Below are 18,388 nucleotides of genomic sequence, written 5' to 3'. Positions count from 1 at the left end.
TCACTTTCTAGTAAAGAAATTCAAATTTGGCTTTGGCGAGTAGTTGATCATTCAATGCTTGATGCAATTCATTCGCAAAAAAGCCTTCTTTTAAATTTAGTGGATTTTTTGTAGTGTACACATATAACGTATAGGTGTGCACACCAGAGCGAGGGCTTAACCCCAGATAACGTTCGGTTAACTCAGGTAACGTTTCAGTGGCAAGCGCAGGAATCATCTGTTTCCCCAAAGGAGAAGCAAGACTATTTTTTCCTTGAATGGTAGGCTTGAGTGCTGTTCGACTAAAGTCTTCAGGAATCTCATTGGTTACAGGAACATTGGCAGCTAACCAATGAATAAAAGGGAAACCGATTAGAGGAATCGTGTCATAATCAATTAATTCCCAGGATAAATAACGGGCTTCTTTAGGAATGGCCGCTAAAGAAATAGGAAAAGATAAAATAGGACGTTCGTGTAATAAAAATTCTGCACTGGTTCGTTTGCCATAACGATCGGCCAAATGAGAACGGTTGGTAATATGCATGCCAAACAGCCTTCTTTCAAAAATGATGTTTACAAATTATTATTATAAACTATAATTTATAGTTTAAAAAGAGTCAATAGATATGATAAACTAATACTTGTCCAAAATTTAAGAATTGGAGGCGTCAGAAAGATGGCAAAAAAACGGAATTTAACGAAAGCCAAAATCCTTGAAAGTGCCCGCAATCTAGCGGAAGAATTGGGCGTTCAACAATTAACCTTTCAAAATTTAGCCGTTGATTTAGGCATCAAGTATCCTTCACTCTATAATCACTTTAAAAATATTGCTGAAGTAAAAAATGCTCTAGTGGACTTGTTAATTCAAGAATTAAATGATGCATTGCGAAGAGCCTTAGTGGGTAAGAGTGGCGCAGAAGCAATTCGGATATATGCTGAAACGTACCAACAATTTGCTTTTGAAAATTCTGCAGTCTATGAATTACTTATCAGTGTGCCGAAAACGCAAAACCAACAATTAATTGAAGGCATCCATGAAACCAATCAAATTATCTTACAACTTTTAGCTTTTTATCCATTTAATAATGAAGAACGACTGCATAAAAGTCGAGAATTACGTAGCTTAATCCATGGTTATATTACCTTACGTTTTTTAGGTTATTTTCAACGCGAAGAAGCCACGCCGGAAGAAAGTTATCGTCGCATGATTGAAGATTTTATTGTTTCTTTAGAAGTGGCAGGATAAAATAAATTTCAAAAATTTCTCAGTCCGAAACCAAATCCTTGCAACTTTTTCAGAAAGTGACTATGATACCTACAGTAGCAAAAAAAGGAGCGGTTCAATGTATCAAGTAATTACAATGTATGGCGACAATGAACCTTGGTGGTTTTTTGATGATTGGCAAGAGGACATTGTTCAAGAAAAAACCTTCGATAACTTGACCGATGCAGAGACATATTATGTGGAAGTTTGGCAAAAACTTTCTCAGAATTATACATACGTCAACACAAAGCCTAATTATTTAACGGCTTTCTGGAATGATGGGGAAGAACGCTGGTGTGAAGAATGCGATGAAGATTTACAACAATACTTCGGTTTAGCATTACTAGAAAATCATCATGCGGTTACTTTTGAAAATAAAGCTGAGTTTACCACAATATCCAATCATTTTGGCAAAACAAAATTCTGCAAACGGAAAGTTATTTGAAACGCATGAGTTTAAAGAAAAACCTCAGGGAATTTTCTTTAAACTCTTTTTCTATTCTCGGAATTTAGAGAAAATCGAACCAATATTTGGTATAATACGAAAAGATAGCACTCAAAAAGGAGCGAAACTAGTGGTTGCAAAACAATTAATTATTGCTGAAAAACCTAGCGTAGCAAAAGATTTAAGCCGCGTTTTAGGAGCAAATCAAAAAAATAAGAATTATTATGAAGGACCCAACGTGATTGTCACATGGGCTTTAGGCCATCTCTTAGGACTAAAAATGCCAGAAGATTTAAACAAAGAATGGCAAACGTGGCAAATGGAAACTTTACCGATGATTCCTAAGAATTTAGGGATTAAGCCGTTACCGAAAACGGGACATCAATTAAAAGCGATTAAACAATTAGCCAATCGTAAAGATGTTTCTGAAGCCGTGATTGCCACTGATGCTGGTCGTGAAGGTGAATTGGTGGCCCGCTGGATTTTAGAATATGTCCGTTTTAACAAACCAGTCAAACGCTTATGGATTTCATCTCAAACAGACAAAGCCATTAAAGACGGGTTTAAGAAAATTCGCCCAGCGAAAGACTACGATAATTTGTATTACTCTGCCTTGGCGCGCGCAAAAGCTGACTGGTTAGTGGGGCTAAACGTCACACGGGCCTTGACAGTGAAATATCAAGATAACTTATCCGCAGGTCGTGTTCAAACACCAACTTTAGCAATGGTACGCCAACAAGAAAAAACGATTGAACAATTTAAGCCTCAAACTTATTTTACTATCTCGTTATCTGTTGAATCAGAAAAAGCAAAGATGACCCAAAAAAATCCATACGCTTTAAAAGAACGGCAGGAAGCAGAACAATTAGTCAAAGAACTCTCAAAACAAAAGGGCTTAGTTACCGATATCCAAGAAAAAGTTAAAACAGAAAACGCGCCGTTACCGTATGATCTAACCGAAATCCAGCGTGAAGCCAACCAGCGATTCCAATTTTCTGCAAAGAAAACGTTGTCTCTTGTACAAAGTTTATACGAAACCCATAAAATTGTTTCCTATCCTCGAACTGACAGCAAATATCTAACGACGGATATGAAAGGAACGATGAAAGAGCGCCTTCAAGCTATTGCTGATTTTTCACCAGAAGTGAAAGGCTACCTTAAAAATGGGGCCGTTGTTAAACAACAAAAAGTTTTCCAAAATGCAAAAGTCACGGATCACCATGGGTTGATTCCAACTGAACAACGTCCTCGTTATGAAAAACTAAGCAATGATGAACAAAAAATCTATCAAATGATTGTTCAACGATTCTTAGGTTTGTTTGCTGAGCCAAATCAAACCAAACAAACAAAAGTTACAGTCGCTTTTGGAAAAGAAACATTTGTCTTTCATCAAAATAAAGTAGTTGTTGCTGGCTGGAAAACAACAGCCGAACAGCCGCTATCCACTGTCCAATGGCAAAAAGGCATGACCGTTGCGCCAAACTTTACCATTAACAAAGAATTAACGTCGCCGCCAAAACCATTAACCGAAGGAACGTTGTTAGGAAAAATGGAGAAACACAGTTTAGGCACACCGGCAACGCGAGCTGAAATCATTGAAAAACTGATTAAATCAGAATTGATGGAACGAACCAATAGCGGTTTAATTGTCTCTGCCAAAGGAAAGCAACTATTAGACTTGGTGAATCCATCACTTGTGACACCTGAACTAACGGAAAAATGGGAAAAGTCGCTCGAAGCAATCGCTTCGGGTCAACAAAAGAGTCAACTTTTCTTAAAGGATATTGAAGAGGATACGAAAAAATTAGTCCGTGAAATTAAACAAAGCGAGAAAAAATATCAAGATTTTTCCATTACGCAAAAAAAATGTCCAGATTGTGGCTCAAACTTACGGGAAAAAAATACGAAAGATGGGAAGATTTACGTTTGTACAAACCAAGAATGTTCTTATCGTCGGCGAAAAGATCCTAAAGTATCCAATCACCGTTGCCCGCAATGCCATAAAAAAATGGTTATCATAGAAGGAAAAAATGGTCGTTCTTTCAAATGTAAATTCTGTTCGATTACTGAAAAAATTCCCGATAAAAAAGAACGAAAACAAAAAATGACTAAACATGAAGAACGTCGTTTGATGAAAAAATATTCACAACCAGACGAACCAGAAGAAAGTGCTTTAGCGCAGGCCTTAAAAGCCGCTATGAATCAAGAGTAGCGACTTGACGAATGTTGGCTCTAAATAATCAAGTCATCCTTGTTGGTCTTTAGTAAACTTTCAAATAGAAAGAGAGGGACACGGATGCTCGCAAATTTAAATCAAGCAATGGATTATATTGAAGAACATTTAACGGAAGAAGTATCCTTCGATGAATTGGCGAAAAAGACAGGGATTTCTGTTTACCATTTTAAACGAACTTTTTCGTTTATTACGGGGATGAGTCTGGCTGAGTATATTAAAAAGAGACCTTTGGCGGAAGCAAATTTAGCATTACTTGCTGGTGAAAAAGTGACAGATGTAGCTTTTAAATATGGTTATCAAAGTATTGAAGGATTCTCAAGAGCTTTTCGCGATTGGTCAGGACAAGCCCCTTCTGAAGTAATGAAAACACAAATCCAAAAAACGTTTCCTAAATTCTCTTTCTATATTGATATTAAAGGAGGACAATCAATGGATGTTAAATTGATTGAAAAACCAGCGTTTCAAATAGTCGGAGTTAGTCAGAAGGTTCCCTTGCAGTATCAAGGGGAAAATCAAGCAATCATGGAATTAGCACAGCGCATTACACCACAACAACGAGCGGAAATGCATACATTTGATGACATATATCCTCATCAAGTAGTAAATGCTTCTTTTGACTTTCAAGAGGGACGAACAACAGAAGGTGGAGAAATGACACACATGATTGGCTTTGCCACTTCGCAAGAAAATACCTATGAAGATTTGGAGCAACTAAGCGTACCTGCTCATACATGGGCGGTTTTTCCAAATGAAGGTCCTTTCCCACAAACTTTACAAGAAACCTGGGCAAAGATATTCTCTGAATGGTTGCCTTCATCTGGTTACCAAGTCGTTGCAGCACCAGAAATTTCGTTTACGCAATATCAAGGACCAGCAGAAGCTAAGTATAGTGAAATCTGGCTTGCTGTTACAGCTACTAAATAAAGAAAACCCACCATTGAAAAATGGTGGGTTTTTCCGCCAAGAAGGAAAAAGTTTGGTATAATAAACGTGAAGAAAAAAATTAGACCTTCTAAACTGAAATCTAGCTATGGATAAGTGATGCGAATACGGAATCATGGAGAAAAAATAATTCTCCGAGGTTTTAGAGTCATGTTGTTTGGAATGGTACCAAAACAAACTTTTTTGATTTGGCTTTTTCTCCCCTGTTTTATAGCCATGTTGTTAAAAAACAAACTATCACCTCAAGCAATCCGTAATTTTCATCACAAGATTAGAATTTTTATCATCAAAGACGAGCTGCTTCAATTTTCGAAAACTAATCAAGTGATAAGTCAAAATGTTGATAGATTGAGATTAGTTCTTCCTTTTTTTAGGAAGGGCTTTTTTTATTGATAGAAGAACGGGAAGAAATCTTGGTAGCACCTAAAAAAATTGTGAGAAATGCTTCTGTATTGTTTGGTTTCTGCCTCAGAAAGTTGTATACTTAGATTGGAATTATTCTATATTACATGCATTTTCACACTTTTTGGAAAAGTTCACTTGAATTTTCTTTTAGTTTCGTAGATAAAAGGAGTCATCGCTAATGGAAATGAACAATTCAGGTAAGCTTGTTTCTTTGTGTGGAGGCAAATCAGGGAGGAAATAATATGTTTGATATTGTAACATTGGCGAGAATCCAATTTGCGATGACAACAGTTTTCCACTTTTTCTTCGTACCGTTTTCAATAGGATTAGCACTTGTTGTAGCAATTATGGAAACAATGTACGTTGTGAAAAAAGAGGAACGTTATCGTAAAATGGCCAAGTTTTGGGGAAATATATTCCTATTAAGCTTCGCTGTTGGGGTTGTAACCGGGATTATTCAAGAATTTCAGTTTGGGATGAACTGGTCTGACTATTCTCGATTCGTCGGAGATATTTTTGGGGCACCGTTGGCGGTAGAAGCGCTCTTAGCTTTCTTCTTAGAGTCAACATTCTTAGGTTTGTGGATCTTTACTTGGGATAAAATGAATCCAAAAGTTCACGTAACCTTTATCTGGTTAGTCGTATTCGGTTCAATGATGTCTGCTTTCTGGATTTTAGTTGCGAATAGTTTTATGCAACATCCAGTAGGTTATGTCATCAATAATGGCCGTGCTGAAATGGTGGACTTTGTAGCTGTCATCAGCAATCCAAAAGTTTGGTATGAATTTTCACATGTTATCATGGGCGCCTTTACATTGGGCGGCATGGCAGTAGCTGGTATGGCTGCTTTCCAATTGTTGAAAAAACGGGATATTTCATTCCACAAAGCATCTATGCGCATTGGCTTATGGGTTACTTTGTTCGGTTCAATCGGCGTTTTATTAGCTGGCGACTTGCAAATGAAAGCTCTAATTGAAGGACAACCAATGAAATTTGCGGCGATGGAAGGGGCCTATGAAGACTCTGATGATCCTGCTGCTTGGACATTGATTGCTTGGGCAGATGAACGGGAACATAAACAAGTTTTTGGTATCGATATTCCGTATATGCTAAGTATTTTATCGTATAACAAATTATCAGGTTCGGTTGATGGAATGGATACAGTCAACAAGCGTTTGGTAGAAAAATATGGGGATGATAAAAATTATTATCCACCAGTTAACACTTTATTCTGGAGCTTCCGTATCATGGCTGGTTTTGGTGCCTTAATGTTATTGGTTGCTGCCTTAGGACTATTCTTTACAAGGAAGAAAAAACCATCGCTGTACGAGAAGAAATGGATGCTTTGGATTGTTGCTTTATGTACGTTCGCACCATTCCTTGCCAATACAACAGGTTGGTTAGTCACTGAATTAGGTCGTTATCCGTGGACTGTCTATGGATTATTTACGATTGAACAAAGTGTTTCACCAAATGTATCGGTTGCTTCATTAATTACGTCAAATGTCATTTATTTCTTATTATTTGCTGGTTTAGGTAGTGTCATGGTTTACTTGGTTATTTTAGAATTACGTAAAGGACCAGACTATGAAGCGAAAAAATTAGCGAAAGAAAATGAACCAGCGTTGGATCCATTTGATAAGGGGGTATTTGGCGAATGAGTACACTACAATTATTATGGTTTGTCCTTATCGGCGTCTTGTTCTCAGGTTTCTTCTTCTTAGAAGGATTTGACTTTGGTGTTGGAATGGCCGTTCAAACGTTGGCACACAATGACGACGAAAAAGATCAAGTCGTTGCAACAATTGGACCTGTTTGGGACGGAAACGAAGTTTGGCTATTAACAGCGGGCGGCGCAATGTTTGCCTCTTTCCCATATTGGTATGCTTCATTATTTAGTGGCTACTATTTAATTCTATTTACGATTTTATTTGGCTTAATTATTCGCGGAGTTTCCTTTGAATTCCGCCATAACATGCCGGAAGGTAAACGTCGTCGGATGTGGAACTGGACACTATCAATTGGTAGTTTCCTTGTACCGTTCTTCTTTGGTATTTTGTTTATCAGCTTAGTCCAAGGGATGCCTTTAGATGCAAACGGCAATATGCATGCGCAATTTACGGATTATTTTAATCTGTTTTCAATTGTTGGTGGAGTAGCCTTAACATTACTTTGCTACTTACACGGCATGAACTATATTGCTTTAAAAACAGAAGGCCCAATTCGTGAACGTGCTCGAAATTATGCAGAAATCTTATACGGCGTTTTATATATCGGTTTAGTTGTTTTTGCAGTGTTGATGTACTTCAAAACGGACTTTTATGAAAAGAACTTTGCGGTCACTTTAATTTTAACGTTAGCAATTGTGGTCTTAACGGTCATTGCTAATGTTGGGGTGTTTAAACGCAAAGAGATGTTAGCTTTTCTAGCGAGTGGTTTAACATTAGTTGTACTAGTTGCTCTCTTGTTCAGTGGCTTGTTCCCACGTGTTATGATTGGTAGTGAAGGTTTTGATTTGTTGATTAAAGATGCAACAAGCACACCATATACACTAAAAATTATGACGTGGATTTCTTTAAGCATTTTACCATTCGTGTTAGCTTATACTGCTTGGTCCTATTATATTTTCAGAAAACGTATTTCACAGACAGCCGTACCAGAGGGGTATTAAATCTATGATTGATAAAGACATCTTACAGATGCCTAAAATCAAAAAAATTCTTGTCTTGCTTGCAGGTTTTTCTTTCCTGCAAGCAGTCTTTATAATTGGGCAAGCTTTTTTTCTTTCAAAAGCCATTGTCGGCCTTTGGAGTGGCGGGCATCTTAACCAACAACTACAGAGTATTTTACTCTTTTTTATTTTTTATCTTGGTCGACATGTTATTACGTATTTTCGTGAGAGAATGCTCGATACATTTAGTTATGAACGCTCGAAAGAATTACGCGAACAATTATTAACCAAAATTTTCCGTTTGGGGCCAAATGTTGTTCAAAAAAATGGAACTGGAAATATGGTTACCATGGCTTTAGAAGGCATCAGTCAAACCGAAAATTATTTACAATTGATTTTGACAAAAATGATGAATATGATGATTATTCCTTGGATTATTTTGGCCTTTGTTTTTACACAAGATATTCGTTCAGGCATAACATTGCTGATTGTTTTTCCGATTATTATTATTTTTATGATTGTGTTAGGCTATGCAGCACAAAGTAAAGCGGACAAGCAATATGCGGCGTTTCAAATGCTTTCCAATCATTTTATTGATTCCTTGCGAGGAATTGACACGCTGAAACTGTTTGGGTTGAGCAAAAAATATGCTGGGAGTATTTACCATACAAGTGAACGATTCAGAAAAGCGACCATGAGTACATTGAAAATTGCTATTTTATCAACCTTTGCGTTAGACTTTTTTACGACATTATCGGTAGCTGTTGTGGCAGTTTTCCTTGGATTAAGTTTATTAAACGGCACGATTTTATTATTTCCTGCCTTGGTTACTTTAATTTTAGCACCTGAGTTCTTTTTACCGATTCGTGATTTTTCAAGTGATTATCACGCAACCTTAGATGGAAAAAACTCTTTTCAAGCGATCCAAGCGGTATTAGCATTGCCAGAAGCAGAACAGACCGATGTGCTCACGTTAGATGATTGGCATCAAGAAAGTCAGTTGTCAGTCACAGCGTTAAATTTTTCCTATGAAGATGCAACGCAAGAAGCGATTCAATCGTTGCAATTCTCTGTTGATGGTCGCAAAAAGATTGGAATTATCGGGGCGAGTGGTTCTGGTAAGTCAACGTTAATTAATTTATTAAGCGGCTTTTTATTACCAACAGAAGAAACGAGTCAATTGGCGATAAATGGCCAAACGATTCCACATTTTTTACAAAAAGACTGGCAAAAACAAATCCTTTATATTCCGCAAGCACCATATATTTTCCAAGATACTTTGGCAAACAATATTCGCTTTTATACACCTGAAGCAACAGATGAGGCGATTCAGCAAGCGATTCAGTTAGTTGGCTTAGACGAGCTGGTTAAAGACCTTCCCGAAGGAATTCATACCTTGATTGGGGAAAGTGGTCGAATGTTAAGTGGGGGACAAGCGCAACGAGTAGCGTTGGCCCGCGCCTTTGTCGATCAAAAACGCCACGTCTTGCTGTTTGATGAGCCGACAGCGCATTTGGATATTGAAACAGAAGTTGAAATGAAAGAGCGCATGTTGCCATTAATGAACAATCATCTTGTCTTTTTTGCGACACATCGTCTGCATTGGATGGAAGAAATGGATTACATTTTAGTGATGGAAAAAGGTCAATTAGTGGAACAAGGAACGCTAGCAGAGTTGATTGAAAAAGATGGCTACTATGTTCAATTAATGAAGCAAATGAGAGGAGGACGCCAATGATGGAAAAACAGCCGACAACGAAAGACGTTTGGAAAAACGATCAATGGGTTCGTCCTTTCTTAAAACGCTATAAAAAAACCTTGTATTTTGCCTTACTTTTAGGCTTCTTGACGTTCTTTAGCGCAGGGGCATTAATGTTTACGTCTGGTTACTTAATCAGTCGTGCGGCTTCCTTACCAGAGAATATTTTATTAATTTATATTCCCATTGTTTTAACAAGAGCATTCGGGATTGGACGTCCTGTTTTTCGTTATGTGGAGCGTCTAACGAGTCATAACTGGGTGTTAAAAATGACCTCTGATCTGCGCTTGAAACTTTATAATGTACTAGAAAAAGATGCGATTTTCTTTAAGACAAAATATCGCACTGGGGATATCTTAGGTTTGCTTTCGGAGGATATTAATCATATCCAAAACTTGTATTTACGAACGATTTTCCCAACCGTTATTGCTTGGATTTTGTATATCTTTTTAGTGATTGCATTAGGTTTCTTTTCTTGGTGGTTTGCTTTATGCATGTTACTGATGTTAGGAGTGGTTGTTTTTCTATTACCACTTGTTTCAGTTCTAGTGAATGGTGCGCGTCAAGAAAAACATAAATATGCCAAAAATGAGTTATATCAAACACTAACCGACAATATTCTAGGTGTGTCTGATTGGGTATTTAGTCAACGAGGCTCTGAATTCGTTGCTCGTTATGAAACAGATGAAGCAAACGTTCGTGCATTAGATGAAAAAATGAAGCAATTTAACCGTGGCCGAGACTTTGTTTTACAACTTCTGTTTGGTGTGATTGCGATTGCTGTCTTAGCTTGGACAAGTGTGCGGTTTCCAGGTAATCATGGGGGCGCAGCCAATTGGATTGGTGCCTTTGTTTTAACCGTTTTTCCGTTAATTGATGCCTTTGCTCCGCTACCTGCTGCAGCACAGGAAACAACGATTTATAAGGATTCCATTCGTCGTTTTAATGAGCTTCCTGAAGGGGAAGATGACTCAACAGAAGCGCCTGTTCAGCCAAATGGCACCAGTTTATCGATAGAACATTTGTCTTTTGCATATGAAAATCAAGCGAAAAAGGTATTAAATGACTTATCGTTAACAATTCCTGAAAAACAAAAATTAGCGATTTTAGGGCGCAGTGGTTCCGGAAAGAGTACGTTGGCTTCGCTCATTCGTGGTGATTTACGGCCTACTTCGGGAGAAATCCTTTTAGGAAATATCCCAACTGAGGCATTTGGTGAGACGATGACTGAATATATTGGGGTTATGCATCAAGCACCGTACCTATTTCGAACAACCATTTTAAATAATATTCGGATTGGTAGAGAAGAAGCAAGCGAAGCAGAAGTTTGGGCGGTTTTAGAAAAAGTTGGCTTAAAAGAAATGGTTGCCCAATTACCAGAAGGTTTACAAACAATGGTGGATGAAGCAGGTTTGCGTTTTTCTGGTGGCGAACGACATCGCTTGGCGCTAGCGCGGATTCTTTTGCAAGATACACCGATTGTGTTATTAGACGAACCAACTACTGGTTTAGATCCAATTACAGAACAGCAATTGCTGGAAACCTTTTTTGAGGCATTAAAAGATAAAACCGTCATCTGGATTACCCACCATTTGCAAGGCGTAACTTTGATGGATCAAGTGATCTTTATTGAAGATGGCCAATTAGAGATGAGTGGTACGCCAGAAGAATTACTTGCAACCAATGCGCATTATCAGAAACTTTACCGAATTGATCGTGGCATTAGTTCTTTCGAGGAATAAAAAAACGACTGGTTGTTGATTAAAGCAAACAATCAGTCGTTTTTCTATTTCAATTAATGGCAATTCTTCTATAAAACGTTTAAAATGAACGATGTAATAAGAGCTCAGTTAAGGAAAGTAAGGTTTCTTTTGCTGTGCCATCAGGCAATTGTTGAATATCAGTGATTGCTTTGTTGGTTACTTTTTTAGCAAAAGCTTGTGCTTCTGTAACGCCATGATAGTCATTGACTAGCGCCGCAACTTCAGCTGCCTCTTCTAAGGTAATGGCGCGTCCTTTATCCAAATAAGGGCTGAATACGTCAGGTGCTGCTTGATAAGCGAAGAGAAGAGGTAACGTATAAACACCTTGTGACAAGTCTTCTAAAGCGGGCTTTTTCAAGGTTTCCGTGTCGGCAGTATAATCTAAAATATCGTCATAGACTTGAAAAGCAATGCCAATATGACGGCCAATTCGTTTAGCTAAACGTTGGACTTCTTTTGAACTATGACCGAAATAGGCCCCTTCAAGACAGCTTAGTGAAAAAAGTTCGGCTGTTTTGCCGTTGACACTTCTTAAATAAGCAGGAATCGACATGCGGCGGTCAAATCGATGACTCATTTGATCGAGTTCACCAAGTAATAACCGTTTCATTCCTTGTGCATTGATTTTCATAAATTCAGAGCCATTCATGGCATCTGCAATCAAAGTAAAGAATTCAGTGAATAGTAAATCACCTGTGTAAACAGCCACGTCTTTACCATATTGTGATTGAATAGTCACAGCGCCTCGGCGCAATGGAGAATCGTCAATAATGTCATCGTGAATCAACGTAGCCATATGTAGGATTTCCAAAGATGCAGCTATTTTTAATAGTTGTTGTTTCTCTTGTTTTTCTTCATCACCCAGTTGAGCAAAAAGAAAGAAAAAAGCGGGGCGTAATAATTTGCCGCCAGAACGAGCCAAAGTTACTAAGGCTTCTTCAATGTCTTCGTTGCGTGTATGCAACGTTTGTTCAATTAATTCACATGTTTCCGTTAAAGAACGTTCAACGTCAGGAAACGACTTCCAAAATGTGTTCATAAATATACTACGATCCTTTCAGTGGTTCAATACTATTTGATTGTATACGAATTGGCGACAGAAATACAGTAATTAAGTTTTAAAAGTAACAAAGTTTGTAAAAAAGTAGCGGAGGGATAGTTTGAATCGAGAAATATTTTTTGAATTAGTAGAATTAAAAGCAAAAACAGCTAGTGTTTTGCCATTTTTGTTAGGAATTTGTTTTAGTTGGTACCAATATGGGCGGCTCCATGTTGGTTATGTTTTAATTTTTTTCATTGCGATGTTTATTTTTAATATGGCGGTCGATATTTTAGATAATTATAATGATTACCATCATGCCACAGAAGTTCATGATTATAAGGAAAAAACGAATATTATCGGTCGAGAAAATTTATCTTTGCCATTAATACGCAAAATGATTTTTTGGATGATTCTCGTTTCTGCTTTAATGGGGATTGGGTTGTCATTTATTGTTGGCTGGCCGTTATTAATTATGGGTCTTTATTGTTACTTAATTGGTATTTTTTATTCATCAGGACCGAAACCTTTGTCCAGTCTACCATTAGGGGAAGTTTTCTCAGGATTTACAATGGGGTTCATGATTACCCTTATTTGTGTCTACATTAATACGTTTGAAGTTTTCAATTGGTCAGCAGCTAATTTATGGGGGATTTTCTTAGTCGCTTTACCTAACACTTGTTACATTGCTAACTTAATGTTAGCAAATAATATCTGTGACTTAGAGGAAGATGAAAATAACAAGAGATATACATTAGTTCATTACCTTGGCAAAGCAAGTTCTTTGAAATTATTCGTCGGATTAAATACAATAGCAATGTTAGCCATTTTGTTAGCTGTCGGTTTAGGATTAACCCCGCCAACAATGTTACTCATGCTTTTAACTTTACCTTTTGTACGGAAACAAACCCAAGCCTTACTGAAGGAACAAGTGAAGAGTAAAACATTTGTTTGTGCTGTGAAGATCTTAGCTGTGGGAGCAACTGCACAAGTGCTATTTTTTGCCATAGGTTTGTGGTGGCTGTAAATTTTTTATAGAGTGGAAGGGAATCAAAATGAATAAGAAACATGTTGTTATTTTAGGTGCTGGTTACGCAGGCTTAAAAACATTACGCGAATTACAAAAAGGCGCCAAAGACGTCGAAATTACTTTAGTGGATCGTAACAACTATCACTACGAAGCAACGGATTTGCATGAAGTTGCTGCTGGAACACAACCAGCTGAAAAAATCACATACAATATTATGGATGTTGTCGATGAAAAAATGACCACCTTTATCCAAGGAACAGTTAAAACAATTGATGCTGCAACACAAACAGTTGCTTTAGAAGATGGCCAAACAATCAATTATGATTACTTAGTTGTTTCTCTTGGGTTTGAATCAGAATCATTTGGTATCCCTGGTGTGCAAGAACATGCTCTACAAATGGTAGATGTGAAAACGGCTTTAAACGTGTATGAACATATCCAAGAACAAATGCGTCAATACAAAGCAACTCAAAACGAAGAATTCTTAAAAATTGTTGTCTGCGGAGCAGGCTTTACAGGGATTGAATTATTAGGTTCTCTTGTTGAAAACAAACCAAAATTTGCTGAAATCGCAGGTGTCTCAGCAGATCAAATCCAAATTTATTGTGTCGAAGCAGTTACTCGCCTATTGCCGATGTTTAACGAAAAACTTGCGAACTATGGTGTGCAATTATTAAAAGATTCAGCTATTCATTTATTATTAGGTAAACCGATTAAAGAAATCAAACCAGGCGCAGTTGTTTATCAAGATAACGAAGCAGGCGACTTGGCAGAACTTTCTGCTAAAACAATTATTTGGACAACGGGTGTTAGTGGAAGCCACGTTGTAGGCGATTCTGGATTTGAAGCTCGTCGTGGTCGTGTCATGGTTCAACCAGATTTAACAGATGCGAACCATAGCAACGTCTATATTATTGGTGACTGCTCAGCAGTTATGGATACAGAAACTAATCGACCTTACCCAACGACAGCACAAATCGCCTTGAAAATGGGGGCGCATGCTGCTAAAAATATTCAAGCACAATTGAAAGGGGAAGCAACTAAACCTTTCAGCTTTAAATCACAAGGTTCTGTTTGTTCTGTCGGAAATACACGTGCTTTAGGAATTGTTGGTAAAACAGACATTAAAGGATACCCAGCTTCATTCATGAAAAAAATTATCATGAACAAAGCGCTCTTTGAAACAGGTGGTACCAAAGAAATGATGGCTAAAGGTCGTTTCGACTTATACCATTAAGAATCAGCAAAATAAGAAATAATGAGGTCGGGACAGAACCGTTTAGCTCCGAGAAATAAGAAGAAATTTCCGAAAATTGCTCTTTAATTTTTGGAGAATTTCGGCTTATTTCCGAAGGAGTTGGTTCTGTTCCCGCCGTTTATCAGTTTTTGAGCGTGGAGCAAAAATCCAAAGTGATTTTTGTCCCACGCTCATTTTTCTTAAATGAAAGTTTTAAAAAAATTTCCATGATTTTTCAAGTAAAATGAGGTGGGCACTTTTGTTCGATTCCATTTTTATGTATAATGAGAAGTGATGGAAAGAGGGAAGTTAAATGGCACAAAAAAGATCAACAAATAAGAAAAAAAGTACGACAAAGAAAAAGACCAAAAAACAACAGCAACAACAAGAACGTTTAAATTATATGTTTCTTGGCCTGATTTTTATTTTATTCGGTGTCTTTGGACTCTTTCGCTTAGGGTTTTTAGGCACGTTATTAGCGAATTGTTTACGCTTAGTTGTAGGTAATACCTTTCCATTTGCAGCGATTTTACTAATCCTGTATGGCTTATTAGTCATGATTTATGGAAAAGATTTTCCGTTAAAAAGAGGGCGCCCTATTTTTGGGGCTGTTCTGATTTATATTAGTGTTTTGTTATTTTTCCATGCCTTTATGTTTCGAAATGTTAGTGGCAGTCAACCAGATATTTTAGGTAACACTTGGGAATTTTTGCAAAGCGATTTAAAAGCTAACCAAGTGACGCAAAACGTAGGGGGCGGTATGATTGGCGCGCTGCTTTATCAAGGAACGTACTTTTTGGTGGCACAATTTGGGAGCTATTTAATTGCCACCTTGCTACTGTTAGCGGGTATTTTCTTGATGAGTATGTGGGATTTTCAGCAAATTGTTGATCATTTCCAAAGTATTCAAGATCGCCTAAGTCATGTTTCGGCAAAATCACAGGCGCGACAAGAAGAAAAAGAGGCGAAGCGAGCAGCGAAGAAAGAAGCTAAGGCTGCAGAACGCCAAGCAAAAATTGAAGCCGCTGCCCAACAAAAATTACAAGAGCGGGAACGCATGGAACAAGCGGCAGCCGAGCGCTTAACAAAAACACCTGTTGAAACCCACCAACCAATGGTGGAAGAACCGGCCGCACCAACGCCTGTTCAAATTGATTCGTTTCAACAGCAAAATCAGGCGATGCCTGTACCACCAATTGCAGCAACAAAACCGCAACGAGAGCAGGAAGAAGAGGCGGCAGATGAAGCTGGTGTTCTCGAATTTGAAATTTCTGAAGAAGCGGAAGATCGTGATTATCAACTACCACCAACTGATTTGTTAGATACAATTCAAGCAACGGATCAAAGTGGTGAATATGAAAAAATCGAAAAAAATATTGGCGTCTTAGAACAAACCTTCAAGAGTTTTGGTGTTGATGCTAAAGTAGTCAAAGCTAGTTTAGGACCATCTGTCACAAAATTTGAAGTTCAACCCGCTGTTGGGGTAAAAGTTAGCAAAATTGTTAACTTGACGGATGACATTGCTTTAGCGCTTGCGGCCAAAGACGTTCGTATGGAGGCTCCGATTCCTGGGAAATCACTAATCGGGATTGAAGTTCCTAATAGTGCAATTAGTACAGTATCCTTTAGAGATATTGTTGAGGCACAACCAAGTCATCCAGATAAACTATTAGAAGTACCTTTAGGTCGAGATATTTCAGGGATGGTTCAAACTGCGGATCTATCAAAAATGCCGCATTTATTAATTGCGGGATCGACAGGGAGTGGGAAATCGGTTGCTATCAATGGCATCATCACAGGTATTTTGATGCAAGCGAAACCCCATGAAGTAAAATTAATGATGATTGACCCGAAAATGGTGGAATTGAATGTGTATAACGGGATTCCTCATTTATTAACGCCAGTGGTTACTAATCCGAGAAAAGCGGCCCAAGCCCTGCAAAAAGTAGTTCAAGAAATGGAATTTCGTTATGAAAAATTTGCAGCAACAGGCGTCCGAAATATCACTGGTTACAATCAACTAATTCAACAGAAAACTGCGGAAGATGGCGAAAATCGTCCAATTCTACCATTTATTGTTGTCATTGTTGATGAGTTAGCTGATTTAATGATGGTGGCAAGTAACGAAGTAGAAGATGCGATTATCCGTTTAGCCCAAATGGCACGGGCAGCAGGTATTCATATGATTTTAGCGACACAACGGCCAAGTGTGGATGTCATTACAGGAATCATCAAAGCAAATGTCCCTTCTCGAATGGCTTTTGCGGTCTCAAGTGGGACAGACTCGCGTACCATTATTGATACCAACGGGGCGGAGAAACTATTAGGTCGAGGCGATATGCTCTTCTTACCAATGGGAGAAAATAAACCAATTCGTATCCAAGGGGCCTTTATCTCTGATCAAGAAGTCGAACGAGTGGTTGCGTTTGTAACGGATCAGCAAGAAGCTGAATATCAAGAAAGCATGATGCCAACAGATGAACCGACCACTTCAGGCGGTGGCGAAGCTCCTCAAGATGAGTTGTTTGAAGAAGCGAAAAACTTGGTGGTTGAAATGCAAACAGCTAGTATTTCATTGCTACAAAGACGTTTTAGAATTGGCTATAATCGTGCGGCTCGCTTAGTAGATGAATTGGAAGCACACGGAGTTATTGGACCATCAGAAGGTAGCAAACCAAGAAAAGTCTTTCTACAAGCGGAATCAGAAGAGGCAGCAACCGAGACGCCAGAACAATAAACAAAAGAACAAAAATAGATAAATTTATCTATTTTTGTTCTTTTTTTATAATTTCAGCAAAGCATCATGTTATAATCATCATTTTCTGGTAAAATAGAAAGGAATAGTGCGGTTGGGAGGGAGCGTATCATGAGAAGAAAGAGCGTGCTTTATTTAGAAGTAGCAGATCAGATTAAAGAAGATATTTTGAGTGGCAAGTATCCAGTAGGAACGTTTTTACCAACAGAAACAGAATTGGAAGAGATGTTTAACGTTAGTAAAATTACGATTCGGCGGGCAATCGAAATGTTAGCAACAGAAGAATTTGTTGAGAAAAAAAGTGGCCGAGGCACAACTGTGTTAAGCAATCGTCCCTATAATAAACTATCAAAAGCAGGGACATTCACTGAATTTTTGAATGAATCAGGTCAGAAAGTAACTAAAAAAGTTTTACAAGTTGAAAACTTGACGTTGTCAAAAGAGATGCCTGCTTATCAATTTTTAGGAGAAGAAGTGGTTCACCTTTCACGGTTATATCTAATCGATGAACAACCCTATATTTATTTTAATTACTATTTGCCAGCTGCCATGAAAGACGTATCATTGACTGAATACAAAGAAGAATCCTTGTATCGTTTGATGGATCGACATGCCATTGAAATTTATAAATTTGAAGACCGTTTTGAAGTTGCAACTTTGACAGAAGCAGAGCAAAAGATGTTGCAAACAACTGAAACAACGGGCTTAAAAAGAATTCGGCGTTCGTTAAGCCCAACAGGTCGTTGCGTAGAATATTCAGAAGCTATTTATAATACGAAGATTCATCCTTATGTGATTGAATATGAAGCATAACTTTTAAAAGAATAACAGTGCACTTACAGTAATGTAAGTTCATTGTTATT

Annotated in this window: 14 protein-coding genes; 12 read left to right on the top strand and 2 right to left on the bottom strand. The window is 37.9% G+C overall.

All coding sequences use genetic code 11. From position 1 onward, the window contains the following. Positions 1-7: 7 nt before the first annotated feature. Positions 8-523, bottom strand: a complete 516-nt coding sequence (locus tag IGL32_RS08300; RefSeq protein WP_002379586.1) for a YbhB/YbcL family Raf kinase inhibitor-like protein — start codon at positions 521-523, stop codon at positions 8-10. 132 nt (positions 524-655) lie between these two features. Here IGL32_RS08300 and IGL32_RS08295 point away from each other — a divergent pair, with 132 nt between their 5' ends. From IGL32_RS08295 to cydC, 8 genes are all read left to right on the top strand, one after another. Beyond that, positions 656-1,225, top strand: coding sequence for a TetR/AcrR family transcriptional regulator (locus IGL32_RS08295; RefSeq protein WP_002379584.1), 570 nt, complete (start codon positions 656-658; stop codon positions 1,223-1,225). Between the two features lie 97 nt (positions 1,226-1,322). Beyond that, the gene (locus IGL32_RS08290; protein WP_002356966.1) at positions 1,323-1,688 is read left to right on the top strand and encodes a DUF1033 family protein; all 366 of its coding nucleotides are present in this window, start codon (positions 1,323-1,325) and stop codon (positions 1,686-1,688) included. A 130-nt stretch (positions 1,689-1,818) separates the two neighbouring features. Beyond that, positions 1,819-3,900 (top strand): DNA topoisomerase III, encoded by a 2,082-nt coding sequence (locus tag IGL32_RS08285; RefSeq protein ID WP_167591407.1) that lies wholly within the window; start codon positions 1,819-1,821, stop codon positions 3,898-3,900. Between the two features lie 84 nt (positions 3,901-3,984). Beyond that, positions 3,985-4,848, top strand: a complete 864-nt coding sequence (locus tag IGL32_RS08280; RefSeq protein WP_002379583.1) for an AraC family transcriptional regulator — start codon at positions 3,985-3,987, stop codon at positions 4,846-4,848. A gap of 665 nt (positions 4,849-5,513) precedes the next feature. Continuing rightward, positions 5,514-6,932, top strand: coding sequence for a cytochrome ubiquinol oxidase subunit I (locus IGL32_RS08275; RefSeq protein WP_002356974.1), 1,419 nt, complete (start codon positions 5,514-5,516; stop codon positions 6,930-6,932). Next, positions 6,929-7,942 carry a cytochrome d ubiquinol oxidase subunit II gene (cydB, locus tag IGL32_RS08270; protein WP_002379582.1) on the top strand — a complete coding sequence of 338 codons (1,014 nt, stop codon included), beginning with the start codon at positions 6,929-6,931 and terminating at the stop codon, positions 7,940-7,942. Before IGL32_RS08275 ends, cydB begins: the two co-directional genes overlap by 4 nt. Before the next feature lie 4 nt (positions 7,943-7,946). Continuing rightward, positions 7,947-9,680, top strand: coding sequence for a thiol reductant ABC exporter subunit CydD (gene cydD / locus IGL32_RS08265; RefSeq protein ID WP_002378477.1), 1,734 nt, complete (start codon positions 7,947-7,949; stop codon positions 9,678-9,680). Beyond that, positions 9,677-11,443: a thiol reductant ABC exporter subunit CydC gene (gene cydC / locus IGL32_RS08260; protein WP_002379581.1), complete on the top strand. Its 1,767-nt coding sequence runs from the start codon at positions 9,677-9,679 to the stop codon at positions 11,441-11,443. The genes cydD and cydC overlap by 4 nt, the downstream gene beginning before the upstream one ends. Positions 11,444-11,522: 79 nt before the next feature. Here cydC and IGL32_RS08255 read toward each other — a convergent pair whose 3' ends face one another. Beyond that, positions 11,523-12,503, bottom strand: coding sequence for a polyprenyl synthetase family protein (locus tag IGL32_RS08255; protein WP_002360015.1), 981 nt, complete (start codon positions 12,501-12,503; stop codon positions 11,523-11,525). Between the two features lie 121 nt (positions 12,504-12,624). Between IGL32_RS08255 and IGL32_RS08250 the strand changes: the two genes are divergently transcribed. The 4 genes from IGL32_RS08250 (at position 12,625) to IGL32_RS08235 (ending at position 18,338) form a co-directional block, all read left to right on the top strand. Beyond that, on the top strand, positions 12,625-13,530 hold the full coding sequence (locus IGL32_RS08250; protein WP_002360016.1) for a prenyltransferase: 906 nt from the start codon (positions 12,625-12,627) through the stop codon (positions 13,528-13,530). Between the two features lie 28 nt (positions 13,531-13,558). After that, entirely contained in the window at positions 13,559-14,770 is a 1,212-nt protein-coding gene (locus IGL32_RS08245) for an NAD(P)/FAD-dependent oxidoreductase (RefSeq protein ID WP_002360017.1), read from the top strand. Between the two features lie 313 nt (positions 14,771-15,083). Then, the gene (locus tag IGL32_RS08240; RefSeq protein ID WP_002379579.1) at positions 15,084-17,507 is read left to right on the top strand and encodes a DNA translocase FtsK; all 2,424 of its coding nucleotides are present in this window, start codon (positions 15,084-15,086) and stop codon (positions 17,505-17,507) included. A 129-nt stretch (positions 17,508-17,636) separates the two neighbouring features. Then, on the top strand, positions 17,637-18,338 hold the full coding sequence (locus tag IGL32_RS08235) for a GntR family transcriptional regulator (RefSeq protein WP_002356983.1): 702 nt from the start codon (positions 17,637-17,639) through the stop codon (positions 18,336-18,338). Positions 18,339-18,388 lie beyond the last annotated feature (50 nt).

Origin of the sequence: Enterococcus sp. AZ035, assembly GCF_050548325.1 — a bacterium.
Lineage (GTDB): Bacteria > Bacillota > Bacilli > Lactobacillales > Enterococcaceae > Enterococcus > Enterococcus faecalis.
This window is presented reverse-complemented; position numbering and strand designations above follow the sequence as displayed.